This is a genomic window from Bradyrhizobium sp. (assembly GCF_028868675.1).
Classification (GTDB): domain Bacteria; phylum Pseudomonadota; class Alphaproteobacteria; order Rhizobiales; family Xanthobacteraceae; genus Bradyrhizobium.
On sequence record NZ_JAGWUA010000001.1, the window covers coordinates 49,472 to 73,890 of the forward strand.

Sequence of the window (24,419 nt, forward strand, 5' to 3'; positions counted from 1 at the left end):
AACCCATTGTTTTTTGAGGTTTTTTGCATATATTGCGTCGCAAACGCGCAGGGTGCCCGGTCGATCTGGCCGGGCTTCCTTTTTGGGCGGAAGAGGCCCCGTTTTCCACGTTTCAGCGTTGTCCGAGAAGAGGTCCCGGTTTGACCGGCGAGATCGCGCTTAACCCATTGTTCGACCGCAAAGAAGCCAACTCATGAACCTTCGCAACGTCGCCATCATCGCCCACGTCGACCACGGCAAGACGACGCTCGTCGACCGCCTCCTGCAGCAATCCGGCACGTTCCGCGAGAACCAGAAGGTGGCCGAGCGCGCCATGGACTCCAACGACCTGGAGCGCGAGCGCGGCATCACCATTCTGGCCAAGGCGGCCTCGGTGCAGTGGAAGGACACCCGCATCAACATCGTCGATACCCCCGGCCACGCCGATTTCGGCGGCGAGGTCGAGCGCATCCTCAACATGGTCGACGGCGCGCTGGTGCTGGTGGACGCGGCCGAAGGTCCGCTGCCGCAGACCAAGTTCGTGGTCTCCAAGGCGCTGAAGGTCGGACTGAAGCCGATCGTCGTCATCAACAAGGTCGACCGCCCCGACGCGCGCCCGACCGAGGTAATCAACGAGGTATTCGATCTGTTCGCCGCTCTCGATGCCAGCGAGGAGCAACTCGACTTCCCCATCCTCTACGGTTCGGCCAAGCAGGGCTGGATGGCCGATAGCCCGGAGGGTCCGAAGGACAAGGGCATGGAGCCGCTGTTCGACCTGATCCTGCGCCACGTCGCCCCGCCCAAGGTCGAGGACGGCCCGTTCCGCATGATCGGCACCATCCTGGAGGCCAATCCCTATCTCGGCCGCATCATCACCGGCCGCATCTCCTCCGGCGTGCTGAAGCCGAACCAGCAGGTGAAGGTGCTTTCCGCCGACGGCAAGATGATCGAGCAGGGCCGCATCAGCAAGATCCTGGCGTTCCGCGGCATCGAGCGTACGCCGCTCGAAGAAGCCGAAGCCGGCGACATCGTCGCCATTGCCGGCCTGACCAAGGGTACCGTCGCCGACACCTTCTGCGATCCCGCAGTCGAGACGCCGCTGCCGGCGCAGCCGATCGATCCGCCGACCGTGTCGATGTCGTTCATCGTCAACAATTCCCCGCTCGCCGGCACCGAAGGCGACAAGGTGACGAGCCGCATGATCCGCGACCGCCTGCTGCGCGAGGCCGAGGGCAACGTCGCGCTGCGCGTCACCGAAGCCGCCGACAAGGACTCGATGGAAGTTTCGGGTCGCGGTGAGTTGCAGCTCGCGATCCTGATCGAGACCATGCGCCGCGAGGGTTTCGAGCTTTCGGTGTCGCGTCCGCGCGTCGTCTACCAGAAGGACGAGGCGACCGGCCAGTTGAAGGAGCCGATCGAGGAGGTCGTGATCGACGTCGACGAGGAACATTCCGGCGTCGTCGTGCAGAAGATGAGCGAACGGAAAGCGGAATTGATCGAAATGCGGCCGTCCGGCGGCCATCGCCTGCGGCTGGTGTTCTACGCGCCGACCCGCGGCCTGATCGGCTACCAGGGCGAGCTCTTGACCGACACCCGCGGCACCGCGATCATGAACCGCCTGTTCCACGGCTATGCGCTCTACAAGGGCGAAATCCAGGGCCGCCGCAACGGCGTGCTCATCTCCAACGACCAGGGCGAGGCGGTCGCCTACGCCATGTTCAAGCTGGAAGACCGCGGCCCCATGATGATCGAGCCGGGCTGGAAGGTCTATCGCGGCATGATCGTCGGCGAACACACCCGTGACAACGATCTCGAGATCAACGTGCTCAAGGGCAAGCAGCTCACCAACATCCGCACCACGTCGAAAGACGAGGCGGTGCGGCTGACGCCGCCGATCAAGATGACGCTGGAAAAGGCGCTCGCCTATATCGAGGACGACGAGCTCGTCGAGGTGACGCCGAAATCGATCCGGCTGCGCAAGAAGCACCTCGATCCCAACGAGCGCAAGCGAGCGGAAAAGGCCCGCGAAGCGGTGGCGTAGGCTGCGAATGGGAAATGGCGAGTAGCGAACAGGGGCGTTACCTGGAGGCGCGATCTGCTATAAGCCCTATTCGCCATTCGCCACTCGCCATTCGCTCATGTCCTTTCCCTCCTCCGTCGACGTCGCGATCATCGGCGCGGGCGCTGCGGGCCTCGGCGCTGCGCACGCGCTGCAGGGTTCCGGCCTCTCCGCGATCGTGCTGGAAGCGCGCAACCGCATCGGCGGGCGTGCCTGGACGGTGCAGGCCTCGCCTGACGTGGTGTTCGACGTCGGCTGCGGCTGGCTGCATTCGGCCGACAGGAATTCCTTCGTCGGCATCGCCGAACGGCTGAATTTCGAGATCAACAAGGAGCTGCCGCCGTGGCGCGAGCGCGCCTATGGCAATGCGTTTCCGCAAGTCCTGCGCGACGATTTCATCCGCTCGCTCGAGGCCTTCTACGAGCGCGCCGAGGACGCCGCGCTGAAAGGCCAGGACGGTCCCGCGGACCGGTGCCTGGAGCCCGGCAATCGGTGGAATCCGATGATCGATGCGATCTCGACCTATGTGAACGGCTGTGAGCTCGACCAGGTTTCGATCACGGACATGGATGCCTATGAAGACACCAACATCAACTGGCGCGTCCGCCGCGGCTATGGCGCGCTGATCGCGGCCTATGGCGCGTCCTGCCCGGTCGCGCTCGACTGCAACGTCACGCTGATCGACCATTCCGGCCAAGACATCCGCATCGAGACGTCGCTGGGCACGCTGACCGCCGCGAAGGTCATCGTCACCGTGCCGACCAACCTGATCGCCGATGAAGCGATCCGATTCTCGCCGCAGCTAACCGCCAAGGTCGATGCCGCGCGCGGCCTGCCGCTCGGCGTCGACGACAAGGTGGTGCTGGCGCTGGAGGATGCGGACGCCTTTCCCAAGGAAGCCAACCTGCGCGGCGCCACGATGCGCACCGCGACGGGCACCTATCACATCCGCCCGTTCGGCCAGCCCTGCATCGAGGGATTTTTCGGCGGCAGGTTCGCGCGCGAACTGGAAGACGCGGGCTCCGGCGCGTTCGCCGAGCAGAGCATCAACGAGATCGCAGGTCTTCTCGGCAACGACATCCGCCGCAAGCTGAAGCCGCTGGCGGAATCACGTTGGGCGAACGACCCCTTCGCCCGCGGCGCCTATTCCCATGCCCTCCCCGGCCACGCCGGCAACCGCGCCGTGCTCGCAGCGCCAGTGGACGGACGGCTGTTCTTTGCGGGAGAAGCGACCTCGCCGGCTTTCTTCACCACCGCGCACGGGGCGCGGGACAGTGGGGAGAGGGCGGCGAAAGAGGTGCTGGCTTTTACAACAAGGCGCTAGTCACGCGCTCCGTCATTGCGAGCGCAGCGAAGCAATCCAGATCGTCGCCATGGAAAGATTCTGGATTGCTTCGCTTCGCTCGCAATGACGCTAATCCAGAACTCGCGCCCTCAACTCCGCATCCGGCACAAAGCATTCGTCATACTTCCCAAAAATACGGTAACGATTCCGCGCAACGAGGTTGTAGACGGCGTCGCGCAGCGGTTTTGGCACGGCGAACAGCACGCGGACCCAGCCCCAGCCCGGCAGCAGGGACAGCACCGTCAGCACGGCGTCCGACTTCAAGAACACCTCGCCGCCATGGACCACGGCGTTGGTATCGGGATCGTCAGGATCGATCCCGAAAGCCCGCGCGAGGCGCGTGCCGTAGGCCGACTGGATCGGCGTGAAGCGGAAGCGGCGTGCGGTGTCGCGCCTCGCAACGAAGCGGACCCAGCGCGAGCAGAAGATGCAGACGCCGTCGAACAGGATCACGTCGTCGTCGGGCCAGCGGGGCATGTCAGCGCTTCTTCCTCCCCGCCACCGGCGCCCGCAGCGCGCGGTCGAACTCGCCGCTTGCGATCTTCACGCCGGCCTCGGTCTCGATCATCCAGTGTCCCTCGCTGCCGACCGCCGGCAAGGGGCGGAAGTCGACCTTGCCGCCGCCGCGGCGAAAGGCGTCCGCGAGCTGGCGCGAAAAGACCGGCGAGAAATAGGTATCGTTGGCGGCCACGAGCCATGTGACGGGAACGCGCGCAGCCTTGCCGAATTCGGCGGCGGCCGCGGTCAACGTATGCGGCGCGCAGATCTGATTGGGAAAGTCGTTGGCGTGTCCGCCGCGTCCCGGCGCAAACGCGACGATGGCGGAGACCACCCTGGGGTCAGCGCCCGCGAGCGCCAGCGCGCCCCAGCCTCCGGCGGAATGACCGAGCACGACGGCACCGTCCTTGCGCGCGAAATCCTGCGTTCGCAGGTAGTCCAGCGCGAGTGAGATTTCCGCCGCGGTGGCGCGGCCCGAGCGGGCGTAGTCGGCCTCGTCGCAACCGCCCTGGTCCTCGACATAACGGCCGCCGGTTGCGCCATGGCCGAGCCGCTCCGGCACCAGCACGGCAAAGCCGCGCGCGACCAGATGCGCCGCCAGCGCGCGGTATTCCGGCTGCAGCATTTGCGCGCGACGCAAGATGTTCTGGGTGGTGGCGTGGGCAATTACCGCGAGACGAAACGGGCCGTGTCCGGGCGGCCGGAACAGCAAGGCATGCGCCAGCGTGGCGGCATCGGACGAGGGCAGCAGCCACGCCTGCCTGCGCCAGGGTTCGCCTTCCGCGCCCGCCGGTCCAAGCCCGGTCTGCGCGCGCGCAAGCGGCGCGGAGAGCGCGAAGAGGCAGACCAAAGCGACAAACGTCCTGAAGGGCCGCATGAAATGCCGGGTGGAATACTGAGAACCATGGGCAGAGTAGCGGGCGCGAATCAACTTGGCCGCAGTTTTTCTGCGCGGGCTCACGGTCGTGTGACGTGCACGGGGCCCCGGGAGTTGCCGCGCAGTCGTTCGGAGGATCGCCGCTGGCCGGGTGGGTTGCGCTGTCCTCTTTCGGCACACCGGGGTCAAAAAACTGATGCAGAAAATCCACACGTTAACCGATAATTAACGATAGCCCTTGCCGCCGGCCCGGTGACTTGGTTTGATCGCATCCATGAGCACAACCCTGATCGAGGTCCGGCCGGCCAAAGCTGCAGACGCAACTGCGGTGGCGTCGACCCACGACGAAGCCTGGCGCTCGGCCTATCAGGGCATCATTCCCGGCGCCGAGCTGGAGAAGCTCATCAATCGCCGCGGCCCGCAATGGTGGGACAGCGCGATCCGCAAGGGCAGCCGCGTCAGCGTGCTGGTATTCGGCGACAAGATCGCGGGCTATGCGAATTACGGCCGCAACCGCGCCCGCAGCCTGCATTTCGACGGCGAGATCTACGAGCTCTATTTGCGCCCGGAATTCCAGGGCCTGGGGTTTGGCCGGCGCCTGTTCGCCGCGGCCCGCCGCGACCTGATGCAGAGCGGGCTGAAGAGCATGGTGGTCTGGGCACTGTCGGACAACGACCCCGCGACCGAGTTTTACCGTGCGCTGGGCGGCCGCATGGTAGCGCGCTCCTCGGAGCGGTTCGGGCCGAAGTCGCTCGACAAGGTCGCTTTCGCCTGGACCAACTAACCAGCCAACTGATCCGGACTGGCTGATCTGCCGCCTTGGTCGGCGGACTTCCCCTCCGTGGATACCGTCGTCGTTTCCACCGTGGGGCGCGGGCCGGAGTTCATGGTGTCGCGAAAGTTCGATGGCTAGCTGCGCCGGGCCCGCGTAAGACAGGGCCGAATCGCAGCCCGGCGACGACCCCCGGCACGAACGGAGCTTTCCATGCGTATCGACGCGATCTCAATCGGGGCCAACCCGCCGCACGAAGTCAACGTCATCATCGAGGTGCCCGTTGGCGGCGAGCCGATCAAATACGAGATGGACAAGGAGGCCGGCACGCTGGTGGTGGACCGTTTCCTCTATACGCCGATGCGCTACCCCGGCAATTACGGCTTCATCCCGCACACGCTGTCCGGCGACGGCGACCCCTGCGACGTGCTGATCATCAACACCCGCGCCATCATCCCGGGCGCGGTGATGAGCGTGCGCCCGGTCGGCGTGCTGTTCATGGAGGACGAGGCCGGCGGCGACGAGAAGATCCTGGCGGTGCCGTCGTCCAAGCTCACCCAGCGCTACGACAAGATCAGGAGCTACAGCGACCTGCCCGAGATCACGCTGGAGCAGATCCGGCACTTTTTCGAGCACTACAAGGACCTCGAGAAGGGCAAATGGGTGAAGGTGCTGCGCTGGGGCGGCGCCGAGGACGCGCACAAGCTGATCGCCGACGGCATCGCGCGCGCGAAAAAGAAGTAATAACCTCTGTTGTCCCGGACGCGGTGCGCCACGAAATGGCGTTCCGCAGAGCCGGCAACCTAGGTCGCCACTCGCACTGGGCCCAGGATGCAACGCACCGCTTCGCGCTGCATTGCATCCGGGGCACGGCATCGGTGAAAGTCAGTCCATGCGCCGATTTTTCAAGATTGTCCGCAACATCCTGCTGCTGATCGTCGCTTGCGTCGTCGTCCTTGCCGGCGTGCTGGCGTTCAACGTGGCGACGCGCGGCTCCCGCCAGATCCAGGTCGCGGCCATTCCGCGCGCGAGCGTCGATGCGCAAGGCGCCGCAAGACGGCTGTCGGAAGCGATCCGCTTCCAGACCATCTCGAACTTCCTCAATCCGGAGCAGGACGCCGAGGCGCTGCGCGGGCTGAGGGCGCATATCGAGCAGAGCTTCCCGGCGTTCCACGCCGCGGCGAAGCACGAGGTGATCGGCCAGCACAGCCTGCTCTACACCTGGGAGGGCTCCGATCCCAAGGCGCAGCCGATCGCGTTGCTCGCGCATCAGGACGTGGTGCCGATAGCACCGGGCACCGAGAAGGACTGGCAGCAGAAGCCGTTCGAGGGCGCGATCGCCGACGGCTTCATCTGGGGCCGCGGCTCCTGGGACGACAAGGGCAACCTCTACTCCATGCTGGAGGCGGCCGAGCAGATGGCGAAGGAGGGTTTTCGCCCGAAGCGAACGATCTATTTCGCCTTCGGTCATGACGAGGAGGTCGCCGGCACGAGGGGGGCCAAGGCGATCGTGTCGGCGCTGGCGGCGCGCGGCGTGCGGCTCGAATTCGTGCTCGACGAGGGCCTCTTGATCGCCGAGGGCGTCATGAAAGGCCTCGACAAGCCCGCCGCGCTGATCGGGCTTTCGGAGAAGGGCTACGCCACGCTGGTGCTGACAGCGCACGCCACGCCCGGCCATTCCTCGATGCCGCCGCGCCAGACCGCGATCGGCATGATGAGCGCTGCGCTGGCGCGGCTGGAGGATCACCGCCTGCCGATGCACATCCGCGGCACGGTCGCCGAGATGTTCGACACGCTGGCGCCGGAAATGAGCGGCTTCAGCCGGGTGGCGCTGTCGAACCTCTGGCTGTTCAAGCCGCTCCTGCTGCGCGAATTCGAGAAGAGCGGCCCGACGGAAGCGATGGTGCGCACTACCACCGCGCTGACCATCTTCAACGCCGGCGACAAGGACAACGTACTGCCGGGCAACGCCGAGGCCACCGTCAATTTCCGCTTGCTGCCCGGCGACACCCAGGCGAGCGTCACCGATCACGTCCGCACCACGATCAGTAACGACAAGGTCTCGATCGCGCCGTTTCCCGGCAACACCGATCCGCCGCCGGTGACGGGAACGGGCGGAAAATCCTATGCCGCGCTCAACCGGACCATTCGCGAGGTCTTTCCCGACGTCGTGGTGGCACCCGGCCTGATGGTGGCGGCAACCGACTCGCGCCATTATGCGGCGATCGCCGACAACATCTTCCGCTTCTCGCCGGTGCGCGCCAATTCGGAAGACCTCAAGCGGTTTCACGGCACCAATGAGCGGTTGAGCATCGAAGGCTATGCCGACATGATCCGCTTCTACCGACGGCTGATCGAGAACACGGCGGGGTGAGTCTGACCCTGCGCGCCAACCCCACCGGCGTTCCCCGGATGCTACGCAGCGCGTCGGGGACGCGAGAACGCTCCTACACCGCCGGCTTCGGCAGCCCCGCGATGGCGCAGGCGGCGCGCAGCGTGTTGACGAGGAGGCAGGCGACCGTCATCTGGCCGACGCCGCCCGGCACCGGCGTGATCGCGCCGGCGACCTCAAGCGCCTCCTGATAGGCGACGTCGCCGACGAGGCGGGTCTTGCCGTCCGCTCTCGGAATCCGGTTGATGCCGACGTCGATCACGGTGGCGCCCGGCTTCAGCCAGTCGCCGCGCACCATTTCGGCCTTGCCGACAGCGGCGTAGACGAGATCGGCGCGCCTGACGAGGCCCGGCAGGTCGCGCGAGCGCGAGTGCGCGATCGTCACCGTGGCGTTCTCGTTCAGGAGCAACTGCACCAGGGGCCGGCCGACCAGATTGGAGCGGCCGATGACGATGGCATTCATGCCTTCGAGCGAGGCATGCACGCTTTTGGTCAGGATGATGCAGCCGAGCGGCGTGCAGGGCGACAGCGCCGAAAAGCCGCCGGCGAGCCGGCCGGCATTGTTCGGGTGCAGGCCGTCGACGTCCTTGGCCGGATCGATGGCGTTGATGACGGCCTCGGTGTTCAGGCCCTTGGGCAGCGGCAATTGCACGAGGATGCCGTGCACGGCCGGATCCCTGTTGAGCTTCGCGACCAGCGCCAGCAGTTCGGCCTGCGAGACGTCGGCGGGCAGCTTGTGCTCGAACGAGGCCATGCCGGCGGCCTGGGTCTGGGTGTGCTTGCTGCGGACGTAGACTTCGCTGGCGGGATCGTTGCCGACCAGCACGACGGCGAGCCCCGGCACCAGATTGTGCTCGCGCCTGACCCGGGCGACCTCCTCGGCGACGCGGCCGCGGAGCTCCGCGGCAATGACCTTTCCGTCGATGATTTTCGCCGTCATGTCCGTTCCTTCTTCACCGGCTGTCCCGAAGCGAGCCGGCGCAGGGCCTCGCCGAGGCGCGCCGGATCGCCGTCGACCGCGATCTGCTTCTGCCGCGAGGTGGCGCCGGAGAGCAGCCGAACGCTCGACTTGGGCACGCCCAGCGACTTCGCCAGCAGTTCCAGGACCGCGCGATTGGCCTCGCCGCCGTCGGCGATGGCACGCACCCGCACCTTCAGCACGCTGCGGCCGTCCGAAAGCTGCTCGATCCCGTCAACGTCATCGCGCCCGCCGCGCGGCGTCACGCGCACGGCAATGCTGACGCCGGCGGTGGAATAGCGCCAAGGCTCCTTTGGCGAATCCGTCGAGGCCAAAACTCCGTCCGCTTCGGCTAAATCACGTTCGGATAGATGTAGTACATGATCACCCGCTCGAGAAACATGATGATCAGGATCAGGATGATCGGCGAGATGTCGAGCCCGCCGAAATTGGGCAGGACGTTGCGGATCGGCGCCAGGACCGGCTCGGTAATGCGGTAGAGGAATTCCGCCACCGCCGAGACGAACTGGTTGCGGGTGTTGACCACGTTGAAGGCGATCAGCCAGGACAGGATCGCGGAGGCGATCAGCAGCCAGACGTAGAGATCGAGCACGATGATGACGATGTCGAGAACGGCACGCATGGCTTTTGAAAACTCTGGCTCCGGTCGGGGTTGACCTGTTGCTAGATATCGGTTCCCCCACGTCCAAACAAGGGAAGTTCCCGGCCGCCGGGGGCGAAAACCGGGGTGCCGCCGTCCTTGACTTGACCTTGGCGGCGACTTAAATGGCGGCCGATTGTCGGCCGCGTAGATACCAGAGCGGCCGCGACGGGGCCATAGCTCAGCTGGGAGAGCGCATCGTTCGCAATGATGAGGTCGGCGGTTCGATCCCGCCTGGCTCCACCAGCCTTCGCTCGCTTCGCGAGCTACGGCTGGGCAAGCCTACTCCGCTCTAACGTAGCGAAGTGAGCGAAGGCTGCCCCGCCATAGCCGAAGGGCGACGGCGGGCTTCCTGCACGTATCCCCCCTACTTCCCCGAAAACCTCGGCGGGCGCTTCTCCATGAAGCTCGCGACGCCTTCCCGGAAGTCGCTGCCGTTCAGCGCGACCATCATCTCGCGGTTGGCCTCGATGGTGGCCTCGGCAAGGCTCTGGAACGGCACCTCGTAGAGCTGCCGCTTGATCACGGCCATCGCGCTCGGCGAGACGAAATCGGCGAGATCGCGCGCGTAGGCATAGGTCTGCTCGCGCAGCTGCTCGGGCGGGCAGAGCCGGTTGACGAGACCGATGCGCAGCGCCTCCTCGCTCGAGACGCGCCGCGCAGAGAGCAGGAGATCGAGCGCATTGGCGTGGCCGACGATACGCGGCAGCATCCAGCTGATGCCGTGCTCGGCGATCAGGCCGCGGCGCGAGAAGGCGGTCGTGAACACGGCACTGTCCGCCGCGAAGCGCAGGTCGCAATAGAGCGCGTGCACCAGCCCAATGCCTGCGGTCGCGCCGTTGAGCATGCCGATGATCGGCTTGCCGATCGCTGGATAATAGCCGTAGCGCGTCTGCCAGTCCGGCCTGCGGTTCATGTCGAACGACGGCAGGCTCGATGCCCGCCTGATGTCGTCCGGATCGAGCCCCTTGAGCACGTCCATGTCGGCGCCGGCGCAGAAGGCGCGCCCGGCGCCGGTCAACACGATCACGCGAACGCCGTCGTCGGCCGCCGCCGCTTCCATGGCGTGGCGCACGTCGCGCTCCATGACCGGCGTCCACGCATTCATGCGGTCGGGACGGTTGAGCGTGATGGTCGCGATCTTCTCGCTCACCTCGTAGAGGATGTGTTCATAGCCCACGGCGTTGCCTCCTGTGTTCTTGTCGTCGTTCATCCGCCCGTACGCGAGCCCTTCGGCCGCGCCAGGTAGGCTTGCGTCTCCGGTCGCTCGTGCAGCCATCCGCTCCAGCGCGAAAACACTTTTGCCATGCGCGCCGGCTCGACGCCGAGCTGCGCCATGGCGACGCCACCGTTGACGGATTCGCGGTATTCCGCGATCAGGCCGTCGCGGACGATGAAGCGGCTCATGCCGTCGATCACGACGCGTCGGCCTGCAAATTGCGGAATGGTCGAGGTGAAGCTCGACAGCGACCAGGCGTAACCCTGCTGGCCGTCGAACACGGGATCGAACATCTCCCAGCGATAATCGGTGGCGTCGCGATGAAACAGGCCCTCGAGCATGTGCGCGATGTCGGCGCGGCCGCGATGCGGACCGTAGATGTAGTCGTAGTAGATGCCGTCCTCGGTGAAGTGGCGGGCGAAGCGGGCGCCGTCGCCCGATTCCGCCGAGCGGGTGAACGCGTCGAGCAGCCCTGCGAACTCGTCACCGGTCATGAAACCTCCTCGCTCCCGCCGCTGAAAGTGGCGGGCTTGTCGGGAGCGAGCCTAACACATCCGGGGATTTGGCAAGGATTTGGCAAGGACTTGGCAAGGACTTGGCAAGTCTGTCGAACGGCCGCGGACCGTCGCCGCTATTCCGCGGCTTGCGCCAGCGCCGGCCGGCGCGACAGCCAGCCGTCGACGAACCGCCGCAGCCAGGCGCGCTCGGCGACGTCATAGACGGCCCGGTCGGCGAAATGATGCTGGCGTGGCCAGGCCCCGGGCGCGCTCAGGCTGTCGTGCCCGTGCGTGGTCCAGCAGTGCATCATGGCGTAGGTGACGTCGGGGTGAAACTGCAGGCCGAAGGCGTTGCCGGCGCAAAACGCCTGCACCGGAAAATCGTCGCCCTCGGCGAGCAGTTCCGCACCCGACGGCAAGCCAAATCCCTCACGGTGCCAATGATAGACCTGCGCCGGCCAATCCGGGCAGAGCGCGTGGCCGGCCGCGGTCGGGCGGATCGGGTAATAGCCGATTTGCGTGAGGCCCGCCGGATGCGGCGCGACGCGCGCGCCGAGCTGCATGGCCAGCATCTGCGCACCGAGGCAGATGCCGAGGAACGGCCGCTGCTCGCGCAGCGGAATTTCGATCCAGTCGATCTCGCGGCGGATGTAGTCGTCGGAATCGTTGGCACTCATCGGGCCACCGAAATAGACGGCGCCGGCGTGCTCATCGAGCGTGTCGGGGAGGCAATCGCCAAAGCGGGGCCGGCGGACGTCCAGGGGGTGGCCGAGCGCGCGCAGCGCGTTGCCGATGCGGCCGGGCGTGGAGGTTTCCTGGTGCAGGACGATCAGGACCGGCAAGGCGCATCCACGGTCCGCGGCGGTCGCAGCCAGCGCCCGTCCGAGGGGCACCACCCTTGCGCTACCAAACCTGTCCGACCGGAACGACATGGCCCTTTGCAAAGCGACTGGTTTCAGACCGCCAGCATAGCCAAGCGGTCCTTAATTTCGTGTGAGTTCGCGCACACACCCTTTGGGATAGCGGACGCAAGCCCTGGCCAGGGACGCGCCGGCGGGCGGCGCCTAGCGCCTGCGCATCTGGAATTTACTCACGGCGGCCAGAATGAAGGCGCGGGGCAACAGGCGCAGCACGAACGGCACGACCTTGATGCCTAAACCGGGCAACACCGCCCGTTTGTTGGCCATCAGGCCGCGATAGGCGGCGAGCGCGACGTCGACCGCGGAGACGTCGAGAACCGCTGCATCGAAGCTCGGGGCAAAGCCGGCGCGGGCCTGAAACTCCGTCCGCACCGGACCCGGGCAAAGCACGGTGACGCGGACGCCGCGGGGGCCGAGCTCGGCGCGCAGCGCCTCGGTGAAGGAGATCACATAGGCCTTCGAGGCATAGTACACCGCCATGCCGGGGCCGGGCAGGAAGCCCGCGACCGAGCCGACGTTGAGAAGGCCGCCGCGATTCTTGATCAGGCTGTCGGCAAAGCGCAGCGACAGGTCGGTCAGCGCGCGAATGTTGACGTCGACGATGCCGAGCTGCTCGGCGCGGTCGCGCGCGATCGCTTCGCCGAAGACGCCGAAACCGGCGTTGTTGACGAGGTATTCGAGTTCGACGCCTTCGGCGGAGAGCGCCGCGGCAATCCGCTCTCCGGCATTCGTCTCCGCGACATCGCAGGGAATGACGATCGGCCTCGGGCCGCCCCTGGCCGCGATCTCGCTCGCGAGCGCCTCCAGGCGATCCGCGCGGCGCGCCGTCAGCGCCAGGCGATGACCGTTCGCGGCGAACACGCGCGCCAGCTCCGTGCCGATGCCCGCGGAGGCACCGGTAATCAGCGTCACACACTCAGTCACGATCGGGATCTCTTGAATGCATGTGGAGGAAACGACAACCGGAGGACGAGAGCACAGACGGCAGGCGCCGTGCAAGCCACCTCCGCACATGGCGCCGTCAGCCGACGATATGGGCTGACGAACCCGCCGCTTCTGCAGGCCTCGGTCCGCGTCGCAGCCATCAACGGAAACATTAAACTTTGGTCATGTCGCGCGGCAGGGGCGCCGAGGCAATCAATCGCCTTCGACGCCGTGCCTGGTCCGGCCCGCGCGAAGGCTGCCGACCACATGCTTGAGATCGATCCGGTCGCGCGACGAGACGCCGAGCAGGTCGGCGGCGCGCCAAACGACATTGTCCTCGAACTCGGTGACCTGGCCGTCGGCATAGACGAGCTCCCACATCATCTCGACGATGCGCTTGCGGCCCTCCTCGCTGAGCGAGCGCATGATGACGCTGGTGAAATGGTAGAGATCGACGGCCTCGCCCTCGACCTGGGTGGCCGACGCGATCAGCCGGTCCGCGGTGCCGCGGTCCAGTCCGAAATGGCTCTCGATCAGGCTGTGCAGCTTGCGCCTCTCGGCCTGCGTCGGCTCGCCGTCCAGCGAGATCACGTGAATGAGCAGCGCGGTCGCGGCCAGACGATAGTCGGTGTCGTCGAACGCACGATCGCGGACTTGTGGAGAGACGATTTCGGCGATGAATTGACGCAGTCCGTCCAGCATTGTCGTCCTACCGAAAACCCGCGATCCGCCGCCCGTCCGCCAACAATCCCTATATGAGCAGGAAATCCAACCGGCGCAATCGGCGTCCGTTCCGCCGGACGGATTACGTTTCGGCAATCTCGCCCACCCCCTCCTCCGTCATGGCCGGACCTGACGACATCCCTCTCAACACCGTCATTGCGAGGAGCGATAGCGATGAAGCAATCTAGACTGTCGCGGGGGGAGACACTCTGGATTGCTCACATGGGGAATGTGTGTGTCAAGGGATGAGCAGTCACCTTTTTGTTCGACTGCGGCCACCTCTTCGTCCCGACCGCGGGCTGTGCAGGATGACGCGCGCAGATCAAGTCAAGGTCGGCCCGTCAGGGCCGCCGCGCAGCGGCTTGACCTTGAGTTGAGCGAGCACGACATCATGCTTGGTCCGTCGGGACTGCTCGTTTTGGTCGTTCGGTTAGGACATCTGCAATCCTCGCATTTGCGATCCAGGGTCGAGCCGGTTCAGCGATCTGGGTAGCTTGCCAGATCAAACTCACATTCGGTCGTCGCGCGATCGCGACTGCACCATGATTCCGCTTGCGGCGGGCAGGCTCGAGAGGACGAGGCCATTCTTCGCTACGGCGTTTGAAGCCATGCAATCCATCGGTTCGTCCCCCCGGATCTTCCGAGACTGATCGGGTCTCGGCAGATGGGCTATGGTTGGCTCGTTGGGTGCGGGCGGCTGAGCTTGTCGCCAGACTCGATCCTCACATCAGGCGACCGGCTTCATCGCGGCCCCCTCGATGACGACGCCAGCCGTGACATACTTCCACAACGCCACGAGCAGCTTGCGCGCCAGCGCCACGATCGCGCGCTTGCGGCCGCGCGGGCTGTGCTCCTTGAACCAGCGCGTCAGGGCCGACTGCGGCTGGTGACGGATCCACAGCCAGGCGAGCTGGATCATCGTGGTCCGCAGCCTGGGATTGCCGGCCTTCGATACGCCTTGCTCACGCGCGATGCCGCCACTGCGCCAAGGCGTGGCCGCAAGACCGGCATAGGCGGCGACCTGGCGGCGACCGGCGAACTGCCGATAGAAGGCTTCCGACCAGAGCACGGCGGCGAAGTTGGCGCCCATTCCCTTCAAAGCGAGCAGCATCGTCACCGCGTCCGGCGCGGTCTCTTTGCCTGCCGGCTGTCTCGCCGCCGTCAGCAGAGCTTCCTGCCCGGCCTCGACCGCCTTGATCTGCTCCAGAAGCAGCTCGAGCCGATCGAGTTCGCGGCCGATCTGCGCCTTCAAATGCGACGGCAGCTCCCGGCTGTCTCCGGTGCGCAACGCTTCAAGCCGTCTGCGCCGGTCACGCCGCAGTGGTCGATAGTCGCAGATGCCCTGCGCGAACAGAAGCCCCTTGATCCGGTTCACATGCACGACGCGCTCATCGATCAACGTCCGCCGTTCGCGGCAAAGCCGCCGACGGTCCTCCTCCTCCGGCGAGGGCGCAACCACCATCGCGCAGACCCGCGGCTCGCCGCGCTTGTAGGCGAGGAGCGTCCGCAACAGCGTCTCGCCATCCAACCGGTCTGTCTTGGCGCGCCGCCGCCGCCGTGGCGTTGCGATCGAGGCCGGGTCGACCACATGGCTCTCGACCCCCTCCTGCTGCAGGACGCGGTGCAGCCAGAACCCGTCCAGCCCCGCCTCCTGGATCGTGATGATCGGATAGTTTTGGCCGGTCCGGACCTCAGCCTTGCGCTTGAACTCGGCAAACAGCTTCAAGAGCCCCGCAGCATCGCCGGCCGTGACGCTGTGCTTGGACATCTTCTCGCCCTTGCCAGGCGACAGCGAGGTCACCAGCCAACTCGAACGGCTCAGTTCCAAAGACACAAAAATTGCGCCAATATGCGTGTGGATAGCGGCCGGTCCGTCGGTAGGATGATCGAGCAACATCGTTCTCTCCAGGTTGAATGGATTTTGCAACCTCAGTCTGGCCTCAGACCTGGTCGCTATCCACCCCCCATGGAATCTTCGCTTCGCTCGCAATGACGACGCGGCGGGAGTGCTCGCCGCACCCCTCACGGTATCTCGTACACCACCATCTTGTCGGCGATGCCGCGCAGCGCGGCCTGCTTCTGGATCGGCTTGATCGAGCGCTGCTGCAGGACCTCGGCGACCGCCGGCGCCTCCAGCACCGGACCGGTGATGTGAATCTCCTGCGCGGTCGACAGGCTCTGCACGCGCGCGGCGATATTGACGGTCTGGCCGAAATAGTCCTGCCGCTCGTTGAGCATCACCGCGAGGCACGGGCCTTCGTGGATGCCGATCTTGAGGATGAGATCGTCGGAGCCACGCTGCTTGTTCAACTCATCCATGGCCGCACGCATCCGCAGTCCGGCGAGAATCGCGTCCTCGGGCTTGACGAAGGTCGCCATCACGGCGTCGCCGATCGTCTTCACCACCGCGCCCCTTTCCGAGGCGATGATCTCGAGCAGAGCGCGGAAATGCGCGCGCACGAGGTCGAAGGCGCTGAGATCGCCAACCCGTTCGTACAATGCCGTCGATCCCTTCAGATCGGTGAACAGGAACGTCAGGGACGTGATCTTCAATCGCTGGTCGACGTTGAGATTGTCGGCCTTGAAGACGTCGCGAAATGTCTGGTTGGACAACATCCGCTTGGCGGTCAGGATCGGCTTGCGCCTGCCGAGCATCTCGTGCAGGGCGTCGCCGGCAATCCAGACCGAGGGCAACACACGGTTACCGGACTGATTGTCGAGCGTGAGACGCAACGGCCCGGGGCGCATCACGGTCGTCCCGGTGGGTGCCTGCAGCTTGTTGAATACGATCGAGAGCTGCTGCCGCTCGCTGGTCGGTTCGCCCTGAACGTCGAGAAAATGGGCAGAATGAGTGACCGGCTCGAACACGATGGTGAACTGGCTGGGCAACTTCAGCGAGAGGATCGCCTTTTCGCCGGCCGGCAATTCCAGTGCTTCCAGCGTGACGTCGTTGATCAGACGCGAAAAGGATTCTTCGTTGATGTCGACACCCGAGCTCCAGAACATCTGCCGGACATATTCCCAGATCGGCAACGTGTCGGGATCGTGAGCGCCGATGCGGCGGACCCGCGGGCTGACGGTAAAAGCCACCTCGACCATCTCGTCGACGGAAGCCTCGTATCCCGCGGCACAAAGCGCGCAATTGTAGTCGCCATGCTTCAGCGATTTCAACGTCGCATGTGCGCCCAGGACCCCTCCGCAACCCGGACACAGCACGTTCCAGCTCATGTCGAACAGGCCGAGCCGCGAGGCGTGCAGGAAGCCGGAGATGACCTTCTCCTGGTCGAGCCCGGCACGACCGGCGAAATCCAGCGCGTTGATCCGATTGAGATCGCGATCGGCGCCGTCGGCGATCAGTCGCGCGATGGCATCGACGACGGCCGGATCGGCCGTTTGCTTCAGAACTGCGAACTGAGCCTGCGTATCGCTCATCGTCATGAACCTCTTGTCAAAATCGGCCGACCTGCGGCTAACCGACCCGTGAACGAGGCGTGATGGAAAACATCGGCGAATGGTCCGGCTGCGTCGTCACCACGCCGACCGCCATCACCGGCTTCCTGTCGATCAGGTCGAAACGGAAGGCGCCGACCAGCTTCGCCAGCGCCAGCGTCGCCTCGACCAGCGCGAAATGCGCCCCGATGCAGACGCGCGGCCCGACGCCGAACGGCAGATAGGCGAAACGGTCCGGCTCTGGCGCGCCGGGCACGAAGCGGGCGGGAATGAAGGCGTCGGGGTCGCGCCACAGCTTCTCGTGCCGGTGCAGGAGCCACGGCGAGATCAGGATGGCGTCGCCCTTGCGCACGGCCAGGTCGGCGATGGTGTCGGGCGCGGCCGCCGCGCGCGCGATCAAGAACACCGGCGGATAGAGCCGCATGGTCTCGTCGATCACCGCACGGGTGAACTCGAGGCGCTCGACGTCGATCTCACCCGACGCCATCACCCTCCTCGCCTCGGCCGCCACCTCGTCCTGCGTCGCCGGATCGAGCGCCAGCAGATAGAGCGCCCAGAACAGCGCCGTCGCGGTCGTCTCGTGGCCGGCGAGGATCATGGTCGCGACCTCGTCGCGGAGCTGCTCCTCGGAAAATGCAGCGCCGGTCTCCGGATCGCGCGCGGCATCGAGCAGATCGAAGAGATCGCGCGGCGGCGCGCCTTCGTTCTTGCCGATGGCGCGGCGCGCGGCCATCACGACCTTCATGAACTCGGTCCAGCGCCTGCGGAATCTGGCGCGCGCAAAATCCTGCGGGGTCGGCCAGCCCAGCGGCAGCAGCAGGTCGAGCGGATGCGGCCGCGCGAGCTGCTCGCCGTACTCCATGATGAATTCGCGCAGCGTGGTGCCGTGGCGGCCCATCTCGAAGGAGAACATGGTCCGCCCGGCGATCTCGAGCGTCATGCGCTGCATGGCCTCGCGCATGTCGGCGGGACGATCGGCATTGGCCTTGAGCTTGTTGATCGCCTCGTCGATGCCGGCGATCATGTGCGGCACCAGCGTTGCGACGGCGCGCGGGGTGAAGGCCGGTGCCAGCGTGCGCCGCTGGTGCTTCCAGGCGCGCCCTTCCGCGATCAACACGCCCCGGCCGAGGATCGGCCGCAGCACGCGGATGCCGGGCGCCGTGCGGGTATAGTTCTCGTAATTGTCGACCAGCACGTGCTTGATGGCATCGGGCCGGCTGACGATGAAGGTGCTGCGGAGGAAGAAGCGCGCCTGGATGATGTCTTCCCGATAGGCGCGCGGGCCCCAGCTGGCGATCACGCTGTCGCGCATCGCCATGATGCGGCCGAACGTGCCCATGTTTTCCGGCGCCCGCGGCGGGCTCGGTGGAACCAGCGGCCGGCCGGACACCGGCACGTCATAGGCTTCGGCGATGCTCATGGCCCTCTCCGCGCAGCCGAGCTGCAAGCAAACAGCTAGTAAGTCAGTTCGGCAATCGCAATCCTGTTCTCCTGGGCAGGCCAGGCCCGTGCCACAATCCGTTCTTCGTTGAACTGGGCGACGACGTTACGCCCGACCTCCGCGGCCGGCAGCCGCAAGGTGGCTGCCGAATCCGTGGGCACGCCGGGCTTGACGTCGGCCGGCTCCTTGCCGTCGAACAGCACGATGTCCCGCGGCAGGCCGAAATAGCCGCGCGGCCGCGACATGATCACGACCGCGCCGGCACCTGCGTCCGCTGGTCCCAGCGGGCGCGCGGCGCGCAGATGCACCACATCGGAGGAGCGCGGGAACGGCGAGCGGTAGAAATGCGTCGTCGGCGCTCCGGCCGAGGTCAGGACGATCTCGAGATGCCAGGCCGGATCGACCTGCGCCGGCCCCCAGCGGCCATCGGCCGCGGTCTGCGAGCGGTGCACCGCCTCGCCCTTGCGCTCGCCGCTGTCGGGATCGACGCGAAACAGCTCGACGGTGGCGCCGGCGACCGGGCGGTTGGTCGGGACGCCTCCCGGCGTTCCCGTCACCAGGCCGCTCAGCCTGATGTTCGCCTCCGGCAGAACCGCGATGCGTGCCGGCTCGCGGCCGGCAACGAACTTGTAGATCTCGCGGAAGGCGCGCGGGTGGAACGCCACCTCGCGGTGATCGAGCGCGCCGAGCACGAGATTGGTGGCGCCCTTCAATTCCGGACCTTCGGGGCCGACGTTGGTGGGCACGCCGGGCTTGCCGATGAAGCGGCCGTCGGCTTGCGCGTACTTGTCGAAGCCGTCGCTGCGCAGCGTGAGGAAGGCGGTACCCGGCGTCACCTCGCTCTCGCCCTCGTTCAGACCGCGCAGGAACGGCCCGCGGCCGTTGAACTCGCTGCCCGGCGCCTCATCGGTTGCGAACACGCCATGGTTCGGCGTGCCGCACAGCACGGCATGACTGACGTCACCGGCGCCGCCGTTCCTGACGACGTTGCGGATGGCATAACCGCCGCGCGAGCTGCCGACCAGCGCGACGCGCGCGGCGCCCGTGCGCCGCTTCAATTCGGCGATCGCGGCGGTCAGCTCGCGGCGCTGATCCTCGGTCGAGGAGCGGCCCGCCTGCTCGACCTTGTCGTCGCTTCGCGCATTGGGGTCGGTGAAATTGATCGCCAGCATGCGCTCGCGCGCGATCCCGTTCGATTCCATCCGCCATAATGTCGTCATCCAGAGCGTGTCGTAGTCGCCATTGCCATGGACGAACAGAATCGGCGGCGCGTCCGCGGCCGGAACCGCAGTCTGCGCCATCGCAGCGGTCCGAAGGCTTCCGATTGCAAACGGCAGCGTACTCGCACCCTGCAGGATCGTCCGTCGCGTCAGCCTCATTTCGTTCCCTCCCCCATCACTCGGCAAATTCGCTTCGTTGCACCGCTTATAGCCGCCTCGGGACTGGACAGCGAAGGACTTTCGCGGGCATCACTGAATCCCGAGAGAATTCCAGCGGCCCATATGGAAGGGGATATGACCGAGCAGCCGAAACGTCAGACGCATGCCGCCGACGGCATCACCGCTCCCCTGCGACATACCCTGTTCCGGCGCATCTGGCTCGCCAGCCTGCTCTCCAATCTCGGGCTCCTGATCCAGGGCGTGGGCGCGGCCTGGGCGATGACGCAGATGACGGCGACAGCCGACAAGGTCGCGCTGGTGCAGACCGCGCTGATGCTGCCGATCATGCTGATCTCGATGCCGGCCGGCGCCATCGCGGACATGTACGACCGCCGCATCGTCACCCTGATCTCGCTCTCGATCGCGCTCGCCGGCGCGACCGCGCTGACCGTGCTGGCCTGGATGCAGCTCATCAGCCCGGAAACCCTGCTCGCCTTCTGCTTCGTCGTCGGCAGCGGCAACGCGCTGTTCGGCCCGGCCTGGCAGTCCTCGGTCAGCGAACAGGTGCCCCCGGAGACCCTGCCCTCGGCGGTGGCGCTGAACGGCATCAGCTACAACATCGCGCGCAGCTTCGGTCCTGCGGTCGGCGGCGTCATCGTCGCCGCCGCGGGCGCGGTGGCAGCGTTCGCCATCAACGCAGTGATGTACCTGCCGCTCCTGATCGTGCTGTTCCTGTGGCGGCGCGTGCACGAGCCGTCGCGGCTGCCGCGGGAGAAGCTCAGCCGCGCCATGGTTTCGGGCGTGCGCTACATCACCAATTCTCCCTCGATCAAGATCGTGCTGGCGCGCACGCTGGTGATGGGCGTCATCGGCGGTGCGGTGATCGCGCTGATGCCGCTGGTCGCGCGCGATCTGCTGCACGGCGGCGCGCAGACCTACGGCATCCTGCTCGGCGCCTTCGGCATGGGCGCGGTGATCGGCGCGCTCACCATCAGCGAATGGCGCAAGCGCATGAGCGGCGAAGCGGCGATCCGCGCCTGCACGATCTCGATGGCGTTCGCGATGGCGGCGATCGCGCTCGGCAAGCAGCCGGTGCTGACGGCGGCCGCGCTGGTCCTGGCCGGCGCGGTGTGGATGGCGGCGGTCGCGCTGTTCAACATCGGCGTGCAGCTCTCGGCGCCGCGCTGGGTCGCGGGCCGCTCGCTCGCGGCGTTCCAGGCCTCGATCTCCGGCGGCATCGCGATCGGGGCCTGGGGCTGGGGCCATCTCACCGACGTCGCCGGCGTCGAGACCGCGCTGCTGGCGGCATCGGCCGCCATGCTGGTGTCGCCGCTGTTGGGAATCTGGCTCACCATGCCCCGCATCGGCGTCCGCGACGAGGATGCCGAGGTGCTGGCCGATCCCGAGGTCAAGCTGTCGCTGACCGGGCGCAGCGGGCCCCTGGTGGTCGAGATCGAATATCGCGTCACGCAAGACAATGCGCGGGCCTTCCACAACGTGATGCAGGACGTGCAACTCTCCCGGCAGCGCAACGGCGCCTATGGCTGGTCGATCGCGCGCGACATCGCCGATCCGGAATCGTGGACCGAGCGCTATCACTGCCCGACCTGGCTCGACTATCTGCGCCAGCGCAACCGCTCGACCCAGTCCGAGCGCGCGCTGCACCAGCAGGCCATCGCGTTCCACGTCGGGCCCGAGCCGGTGCGGATCCGCCGCATGCTGGAACGGCCGTTCGGCTCGGTGCGCTGGAAGGACGACACGCCCGACCGCGCCGCCAGCGAAGTGCTGCCGGTGGTAGCGACGGCGGCGGGCAGCAGTACGTAGTTTTCGCAGGTCTGTAGCCCGGATGGAGCGCAGCGCAATCCGGGTGATTTGAGCGAGCGGACAAACCCGGATTACGCTGCGCTCCATCCGGGCTACGACACTTCTCCATTCGAAGGCAACTACTGCCCGTGCTCGGTCAGCGTCTTCTCGCAGGCCTTGCTGAGGCGGGCGCGATGCTGCTTGAGGCAGGCCAGCACGGCCGCATCGCCATCGTTCATCACGGCGCGGCAGAGGCGCGAGACGTCGCGCGCGCAAGCGTCATGGCCCTGCTGCGCGGACGCGCTCGATGCCATCAGGACTAATGGAATGATGAAAAGAAATCTGGTCATCGCGTGACGCCTCATGCCCGCAAAGATTGCCCGAAAGCCATGCGGGCGAAGCTAGAGCGACGACCTGCGGGCCGCAACGGCTTTGTGGGCGGGTTTGAGGCGAGCGCCGCGCCGGGTCTCGCCCGGCTTGGCCCCGGCTTGATGCCGGGGCCGTTCGCAAGGGGAGCCGAAAGAGCGCGTTCGCTTATTGATTTTCCGTGGCGTCGGCGACCTTGTGCGACGCGCCCTTGACCATGTCCTTGTCCATCACGGCGCGGCAGCCGGGGCTCAGCTCGGCGCGATGCTTGATCATGCAGGCGGTGATCTTCGGAATGTTGGGAATTTCCGCCGAGCACAGGCGGAAGGCGTCGCCGGTGCACATCTGCTGCGCCTCGGCGGTGTAGGCGAAGCTCGCGGTCGGGGACAGGATGGAAACGACGGCGGCAAAGCCAAGAGCCAGGCTGGCATCGCGGATCCTGGCGGTCAGGGACGTGGTCATTTGAGGCTCCCATTGGCACCGCACGACGCGGGCCCGTTGTTGATGGAAGCCACGATGCGCCAGCAAAGCCGTTTCCACTGTGATGGCGGTCACGGGATCGGGGCCGACTGTGACGTCCGTCACGCAGGCTGATTGTCCTGAAATACCAGCCCAAACGCCGTCGTGTTGGTGTCGCGTTAACTCTTCCTTCGCATTAATGGCCCGGCGCGAAGGTCACGCGCCTGTTGGGTTGCGTATTTGGGAAGAGTAGCGATGCGTAATGCGTTGGGCCTGATGCTGGCCAGTGTGGTTGCGGCGGTCGTGATCGCCGGAGTGTGGTTCTTCACATCCTCGCGCGCCGAAACGGCTGCGCCCCGGACGACAGCCGCCCGTCCGGCCGAGCCGCTGCCGGCACCGAAACTGGCCGCCAGGGACGACGTCGAAGTCACCGCGGGCCTCACCGGCAAGCTCACCGCGGCGCCCCCGCCGACTGCGTTCGCCCCGGCACCGGCCGCACCCGTCCAGCAAAAGCCGGCCTGCGCCAATCCCAACGCGCTCGGCGTTTCGCGCGTGGTCGAGATCGACACCACAGGCGGCCCCGGCTTCGGCTTCGAGCATTTCAAGCAGTTCGACTTCCTCACCGACAAGGAGGTCGTGCTGACCTTCGACGACGGCCCCTGGCCGGGCAACACGCCGGCGGTGCTGAAGGCGCTGGCGGACGAATGCACCAGGGGCCTGTTCTTCTCGATCGGCAAGCACGCCACCTACCATCCGGAAATCCTGCGCCAGGTGCTGGCGCAGGGCCACACCGTCGGCGCGCACACCTGGTCGCACGTCAATCTGAACGGCAAGAAGATGACGGAGAGCCAGGCCAGGGACGAGGTCGAGAAGGGCTTCAGCGCCGTCAAGTTCGCGCTCGGCACCAACCCCGCGCCGTTCTTTCGCTTCCCGCAATTGCAGCACAATCCGGCGATCGTGACCTATTTCGGCACCCGCAACGTCGCGATGTTCTCGACCGACATCGACTCCTTCGATTTCCGGAAAGAGAGCACCCCCGACAAGATCGTCACCACGGTAATGACCAAGCTCGACAAGCTCGGCAAGGGCATCATCCTGATGCACGACTTCCAGAAGCACACCGCCGAGGCATTGCCGGCGCTGCTGCAGCGCCTGAAGGCGGGCGGCTACAAGGTCGTGCAGATGAAGGCCAAGACGAGCTTCCAGACGCTGCCTGAATATGACGAAGCGCTGCTGAAGGAGCTGAAGGTCCCGACGACGAGCGCGCGTCCGATCTCGAGCGTGGTGCAGACGGTTTCGCAGTAGCGCGATTACTGCAATTTACGTCATGGCCGGGCTTGTCGGAGAACAGGGCAACCGGCGACCCAGCTGCCAGTAGATGCCGTAGCGATGCAGTTCGCCGATGATGCCGCCTTCGGTCCAGTAGCGTTTGCGCCTCGGCTTGTCGGCCCTCGCACTGCTCTTCGGCGCGGGCTTATGTGATGCTGGTCACGCAAAGGGCGGTCTTCCGGCCCTCGATACAAATTATCGAGGTTCAACCCCATGCAAAGGCCGCCGATGATGGCCGGGCCGGACACTTTGATGGTGGTGCCGCAAGAGGGACTCGAACCCCCGACCCCGTCATTACGAATGACGTGCTCTACCAACTGAGCTATTGCGGCGGACCTTGGGGGCCGAAACCATGGCGGCCCCGCTAC

Annotated in this window: 23 protein-coding genes and 2 tRNA genes; 8 read left to right on the top strand and 17 right to left on the bottom strand. The window is 66.2% G+C overall.

Annotation, left to right across the window (positions count from 1 at the left end; genetic code table 11):
* Positions 1-193: 193 nt before the first annotated feature.
* Together typA and KGM94_RS00245 are read left to right on the top strand one after the other, a co-directional pair.
* Positions 194-2,020 (top strand): translational GTPase TypA, encoded by a 1,827-nt coding sequence (gene typA, locus KGM94_RS00240; RefSeq protein WP_300253697.1) that lies wholly within the window; start codon positions 194-196, stop codon positions 2,018-2,020.
* A 97-nt stretch (positions 2,021-2,117) separates the two neighbouring features.
* Entirely contained in the window at positions 2,118-3,362 is a 1,245-nt protein-coding gene (locus KGM94_RS00245; protein ID WP_300253699.1) for an NAD(P)/FAD-dependent oxidoreductase, read from the top strand.
* A 90-nt stretch (positions 3,363-3,452) separates the two neighbouring features.
* On the opposite strand, the gene KGM94_RS00250 is transcribed toward KGM94_RS00245, so the two are convergent.
* Together KGM94_RS00250 and KGM94_RS00255 are read right to left on the bottom strand one after the other, a co-directional pair.
* Positions 3,453-3,860, bottom strand: a complete 408-nt coding sequence (locus tag KGM94_RS00250) for a thiol-disulfide oxidoreductase DCC family protein (RefSeq protein ID WP_300253701.1) — start codon at positions 3,858-3,860, stop codon at positions 3,453-3,455.
* Between the two features lies 1 nt (position 3,861).
* Positions 3,862-4,758 (bottom strand): alpha/beta fold hydrolase, encoded by an 897-nt coding sequence (locus KGM94_RS00255; RefSeq protein WP_300253703.1) that lies wholly within the window; start codon positions 4,756-4,758, stop codon positions 3,862-3,864.
* 274 nt (positions 4,759-5,032) lie between these two features.
* Between KGM94_RS00255 and KGM94_RS00260 the strand changes: the two genes are divergently transcribed.
* The 3 genes from KGM94_RS00260 (at position 5,033) to KGM94_RS00270 (ending at position 7,904) form a co-directional block, all read left to right on the top strand.
* A complete protein-coding gene (locus KGM94_RS00260) occupies positions 5,033-5,542 on the top strand; it encodes a GNAT family N-acetyltransferase (protein WP_008136728.1) in 510 nt (169 codons plus the stop codon).
* 201 nt (positions 5,543-5,743) lie between these two features.
* Entirely contained in the window at positions 5,744-6,274 is a 531-nt protein-coding gene (ppa, locus tag KGM94_RS00265; protein ID WP_300253706.1) for an inorganic diphosphatase, read from the top strand.
* Between the two features lie 148 nt (positions 6,275-6,422).
* Positions 6,423-7,904, top strand: a complete 1,482-nt coding sequence (locus KGM94_RS00270) for a M20 family peptidase (protein WP_300253708.1) — start codon at positions 6,423-6,425, stop codon at positions 7,902-7,904.
* Between the two features lie 73 nt (positions 7,905-7,977).
* Here the strand turns inward: KGM94_RS00270 and folD are convergent, their stop codons facing one another.
* Genes folD through KGM94_RS00285 form a run of 3 tightly spaced genes read right to left on the bottom strand, consistent with a single transcriptional unit; the run spans position 7,978 to position 9,523 of the window.
* Positions 7,978-8,862 carry a bifunctional methylenetetrahydrofolate dehydrogenase/methenyltetrahydrofolate cyclohydrolase FolD gene (gene folD / locus KGM94_RS00275; RefSeq protein ID WP_300253710.1) on the bottom strand — a complete coding sequence of 295 codons (885 nt, stop codon included), beginning with the start codon at positions 8,860-8,862 and terminating at the stop codon, positions 7,978-7,980.
* Entirely contained in the window at positions 8,859-9,215 is a 357-nt protein-coding gene (locus KGM94_RS00280; RefSeq protein ID WP_300253712.1) for a DUF167 domain-containing protein, read from the bottom strand. Before KGM94_RS00280 ends, folD begins: the two co-directional genes overlap by 4 nt.
* A gap of 17 nt (positions 9,216-9,232) precedes the next feature.
* The gene (locus tag KGM94_RS00285; RefSeq protein WP_300253714.1) at positions 9,233-9,523 is read right to left on the bottom strand and encodes a YggT family protein; all 291 of its coding nucleotides are present in this window, start codon (positions 9,521-9,523) and stop codon (positions 9,233-9,235) included.
* A gap of 188 nt (positions 9,524-9,711) precedes the next feature.
* Between KGM94_RS00285 and KGM94_RS00290 the strand changes: the two genes are divergently transcribed.
* Positions 9,712-9,787, top strand: a tRNA-Ala gene (locus KGM94_RS00290).
* Between the two features lie 121 nt (positions 9,788-9,908).
* On the opposite strand, the gene KGM94_RS00295 is transcribed toward KGM94_RS00290, so the two are convergent.
* From KGM94_RS00295 to KGM94_RS00335, 9 genes are all read right to left on the bottom strand, one after another.
* Positions 9,909-10,721: an enoyl-CoA hydratase gene (locus KGM94_RS00295; protein ID WP_300253716.1), complete on the bottom strand. Its 813-nt coding sequence runs from the start codon at positions 10,719-10,721 to the stop codon at positions 9,909-9,911.
* Between the two features lie 29 nt (positions 10,722-10,750).
* Positions 10,751-11,254: a nuclear transport factor 2 family protein gene (locus KGM94_RS00300; protein WP_300253718.1), complete on the bottom strand. Its 504-nt coding sequence runs from the start codon at positions 11,252-11,254 to the stop codon at positions 10,751-10,753.
* 137 nt (positions 11,255-11,391) lie between these two features.
* Positions 11,392-12,189 (bottom strand): glutamine amidotransferase, encoded by a 798-nt coding sequence (locus KGM94_RS00305; RefSeq protein WP_300253720.1) that lies wholly within the window; start codon positions 12,187-12,189, stop codon positions 11,392-11,394.
* A 132-nt stretch (positions 12,190-12,321) separates the two neighbouring features.
* Complete coding sequence (locus tag KGM94_RS00310; protein WP_300253722.1) at positions 12,322-13,101, bottom strand: SDR family oxidoreductase; 780 nt, start codon at positions 13,099-13,101, stop codon at positions 12,322-12,324.
* A 213-nt stretch (positions 13,102-13,314) separates the two neighbouring features.
* The gene (locus tag KGM94_RS00315) at positions 13,315-13,803 is read right to left on the bottom strand and encodes a TerB family tellurite resistance protein (protein ID WP_300253724.1); all 489 of its coding nucleotides are present in this window, start codon (positions 13,801-13,803) and stop codon (positions 13,315-13,317) included.
* A gap of 748 nt (positions 13,804-14,551) precedes the next feature.
* Entirely contained in the window at positions 14,552-15,721 is a 1,170-nt protein-coding gene (locus KGM94_RS00320) for an IS110 family transposase (RefSeq protein ID WP_300253725.1), read from the bottom strand.
* Between the two features lie 125 nt (positions 15,722-15,846).
* Positions 15,847-17,256, bottom strand: coding sequence for an adenylate/guanylate cyclase domain-containing protein (locus KGM94_RS00325; protein WP_300253782.1), 1,410 nt, complete (start codon positions 17,254-17,256; stop codon positions 15,847-15,849).
* A gap of 37 nt (positions 17,257-17,293) precedes the next feature.
* Positions 17,294-18,694, bottom strand: a complete 1,401-nt coding sequence (locus KGM94_RS00330) for a cytochrome P450 (protein WP_300253727.1) — start codon at positions 18,692-18,694, stop codon at positions 17,294-17,296.
* A gap of 35 nt (positions 18,695-18,729) precedes the next feature.
* Complete coding sequence (locus tag KGM94_RS00335; protein ID WP_300253729.1) at positions 18,730-20,094, bottom strand: hydrolase; 1,365 nt, start codon at positions 20,092-20,094, stop codon at positions 18,730-18,732.
* A 135-nt stretch (positions 20,095-20,229) separates the two neighbouring features.
* Here KGM94_RS00335 and KGM94_RS00340 point away from each other — a divergent pair, with 135 nt between their 5' ends.
* The gene (locus tag KGM94_RS00340) at positions 20,230-21,918 is read left to right on the top strand and encodes an MFS transporter (protein ID WP_300253730.1); all 1,689 of its coding nucleotides are present in this window, start codon (positions 20,230-20,232) and stop codon (positions 21,916-21,918) included.
* A gap of 119 nt (positions 21,919-22,037) precedes the next feature.
* Here the strand turns inward: KGM94_RS00340 and KGM94_RS00345 are convergent, their stop codons facing one another.
* On the bottom strand, positions 22,038-22,247 hold the full coding sequence (locus KGM94_RS00345; RefSeq protein ID WP_300253731.1) for a cysteine rich repeat-containing protein: 210 nt from the start codon (positions 22,245-22,247) through the stop codon (positions 22,038-22,040).
* Between the two features lie 184 nt (positions 22,248-22,431).
* The gene (locus KGM94_RS00350; RefSeq protein ID WP_300253733.1) at positions 22,432-22,725 is read right to left on the bottom strand and encodes a hypothetical protein; all 294 of its coding nucleotides are present in this window, start codon (positions 22,723-22,725) and stop codon (positions 22,432-22,434) included.
* A gap of 252 nt (positions 22,726-22,977) precedes the next feature.
* Between KGM94_RS00350 and KGM94_RS00355 the strand changes: the two genes are divergently transcribed.
* Positions 22,978-24,027, top strand: coding sequence for a polysaccharide deacetylase family protein (locus KGM94_RS00355; RefSeq protein WP_300253735.1), 1,050 nt, complete (start codon positions 22,978-22,980; stop codon positions 24,025-24,027).
* Positions 24,028-24,307: 280 nt separating this feature from the next.
* Here the strand turns inward: KGM94_RS00355 and KGM94_RS00360 are convergent.
* A tRNA-Thr gene (locus tag KGM94_RS00360) sits at positions 24,308-24,383 on the bottom strand.
* Positions 24,384-24,419: the final 36 nt, after the last annotated feature.

What these genes read in the sequence shown, in the direction of transcription:
- KGM94_RS00325 (WP_300253782.1), bottom strand. Translation starts at nt 17,256, where the DNA reads ATGAGCGATACGCAGGCTCAGTTCGCAGTTCTGAAGCAAACGGCCGAT.
- ppa (WP_300253706.1), top strand. Translation starts at nt 5,744, where the DNA reads ATGCGTATCGACGCGATCTCAATCGGGGCCAACCCGCCGCACGAAGTC.
- KGM94_RS00350 (WP_300253733.1), bottom strand. Translation starts at nt 22,725, where the DNA reads ATGACCACGTCCCTGACCGCCAGGATCCGCGATGCCAGCCTGGCTCTT.
- folD (WP_300253710.1), bottom strand. Translation starts at nt 8,862, where the DNA reads ATGACGGCGAAAATCATCGACGGAAAGGTCATTGCCGCGGAGCTCCGC.
- KGM94_RS00320 (WP_300253725.1), bottom strand. Translation starts at nt 15,721, where the DNA reads ATGTTGCTCGATCATCCTACCGACGGACCGGCCGCTATCCACACGCAT.
- KGM94_RS00305 (WP_300253720.1), bottom strand. Translation starts at nt 12,189, where the DNA reads ATGTCGTTCCGGTCGGACAGGTTTGGTAGCGCAAGGGTGGTGCCCCTC.
- KGM94_RS00245 (WP_300253699.1), top strand. Translation starts at nt 2,118, where the DNA reads ATGTCCTTTCCCTCCTCCGTCGACGTCGCGATCATCGGCGCGGGCGCT.
- KGM94_RS00255 (WP_300253703.1), bottom strand. Translation starts at nt 4,758, where the DNA reads ATGCGGCCCTTCAGGACGTTTGTCGCTTTGGTCTGCCTCTTCGCGCTC.
- KGM94_RS00330 (WP_300253727.1), bottom strand. Translation starts at nt 18,694, where the DNA reads ATGAGCATCGCCGAAGCCTATGACGTGCCGGTGTCCGGCCGGCCGCTG.
- KGM94_RS00260 (WP_008136728.1), top strand. Translation starts at nt 5,033, where the DNA reads ATGAGCACAACCCTGATCGAGGTCCGGCCGGCCAAAGCTGCAGACGCA.
- KGM94_RS00315 (WP_300253724.1), bottom strand. Translation starts at nt 13,803, where the DNA reads ATGCTGGACGGACTGCGTCAATTCATCGCCGAAATCGTCTCTCCACAA.
- KGM94_RS00335 (WP_300253729.1), bottom strand. Translation starts at nt 20,094, where the DNA reads ATGAGGCTGACGCGACGGACGATCCTGCAGGGTGCGAGTACGCTGCCG.
- KGM94_RS00300 (WP_300253718.1), bottom strand. Translation starts at nt 11,254, where the DNA reads ATGACCGGTGACGAGTTCGCAGGGCTGCTCGACGCGTTCACCCGCTCG.
- typA (WP_300253697.1), top strand. Translation starts at nt 194, where the DNA reads ATGAACCTTCGCAACGTCGCCATCATCGCCCACGTCGACCACGGCAAG.
- KGM94_RS00250 (WP_300253701.1), bottom strand. Translation starts at nt 3,860, where the DNA reads ATGCCCCGCTGGCCCGACGACGACGTGATCCTGTTCGACGGCGTCTGC.
- KGM94_RS00270 (WP_300253708.1), top strand. Translation starts at nt 6,423, where the DNA reads ATGCGCCGATTTTTCAAGATTGTCCGCAACATCCTGCTGCTGATCGTC.
- KGM94_RS00285 (WP_300253714.1), bottom strand. Translation starts at nt 9,523, where the DNA reads ATGCGTGCCGTTCTCGACATCGTCATCATCGTGCTCGATCTCTACGTC.
- KGM94_RS00345 (WP_300253731.1), bottom strand. Translation starts at nt 22,247, where the DNA reads ATGACCAGATTTCTTTTCATCATTCCATTAGTCCTGATGGCATCGAGC.
- KGM94_RS00340 (WP_300253730.1), top strand. Translation starts at nt 20,230, where the DNA reads ATGACCGAGCAGCCGAAACGTCAGACGCATGCCGCCGACGGCATCACC.
- KGM94_RS00355 (WP_300253735.1), top strand. Translation starts at nt 22,978, where the DNA reads ATGCGTAATGCGTTGGGCCTGATGCTGGCCAGTGTGGTTGCGGCGGTC.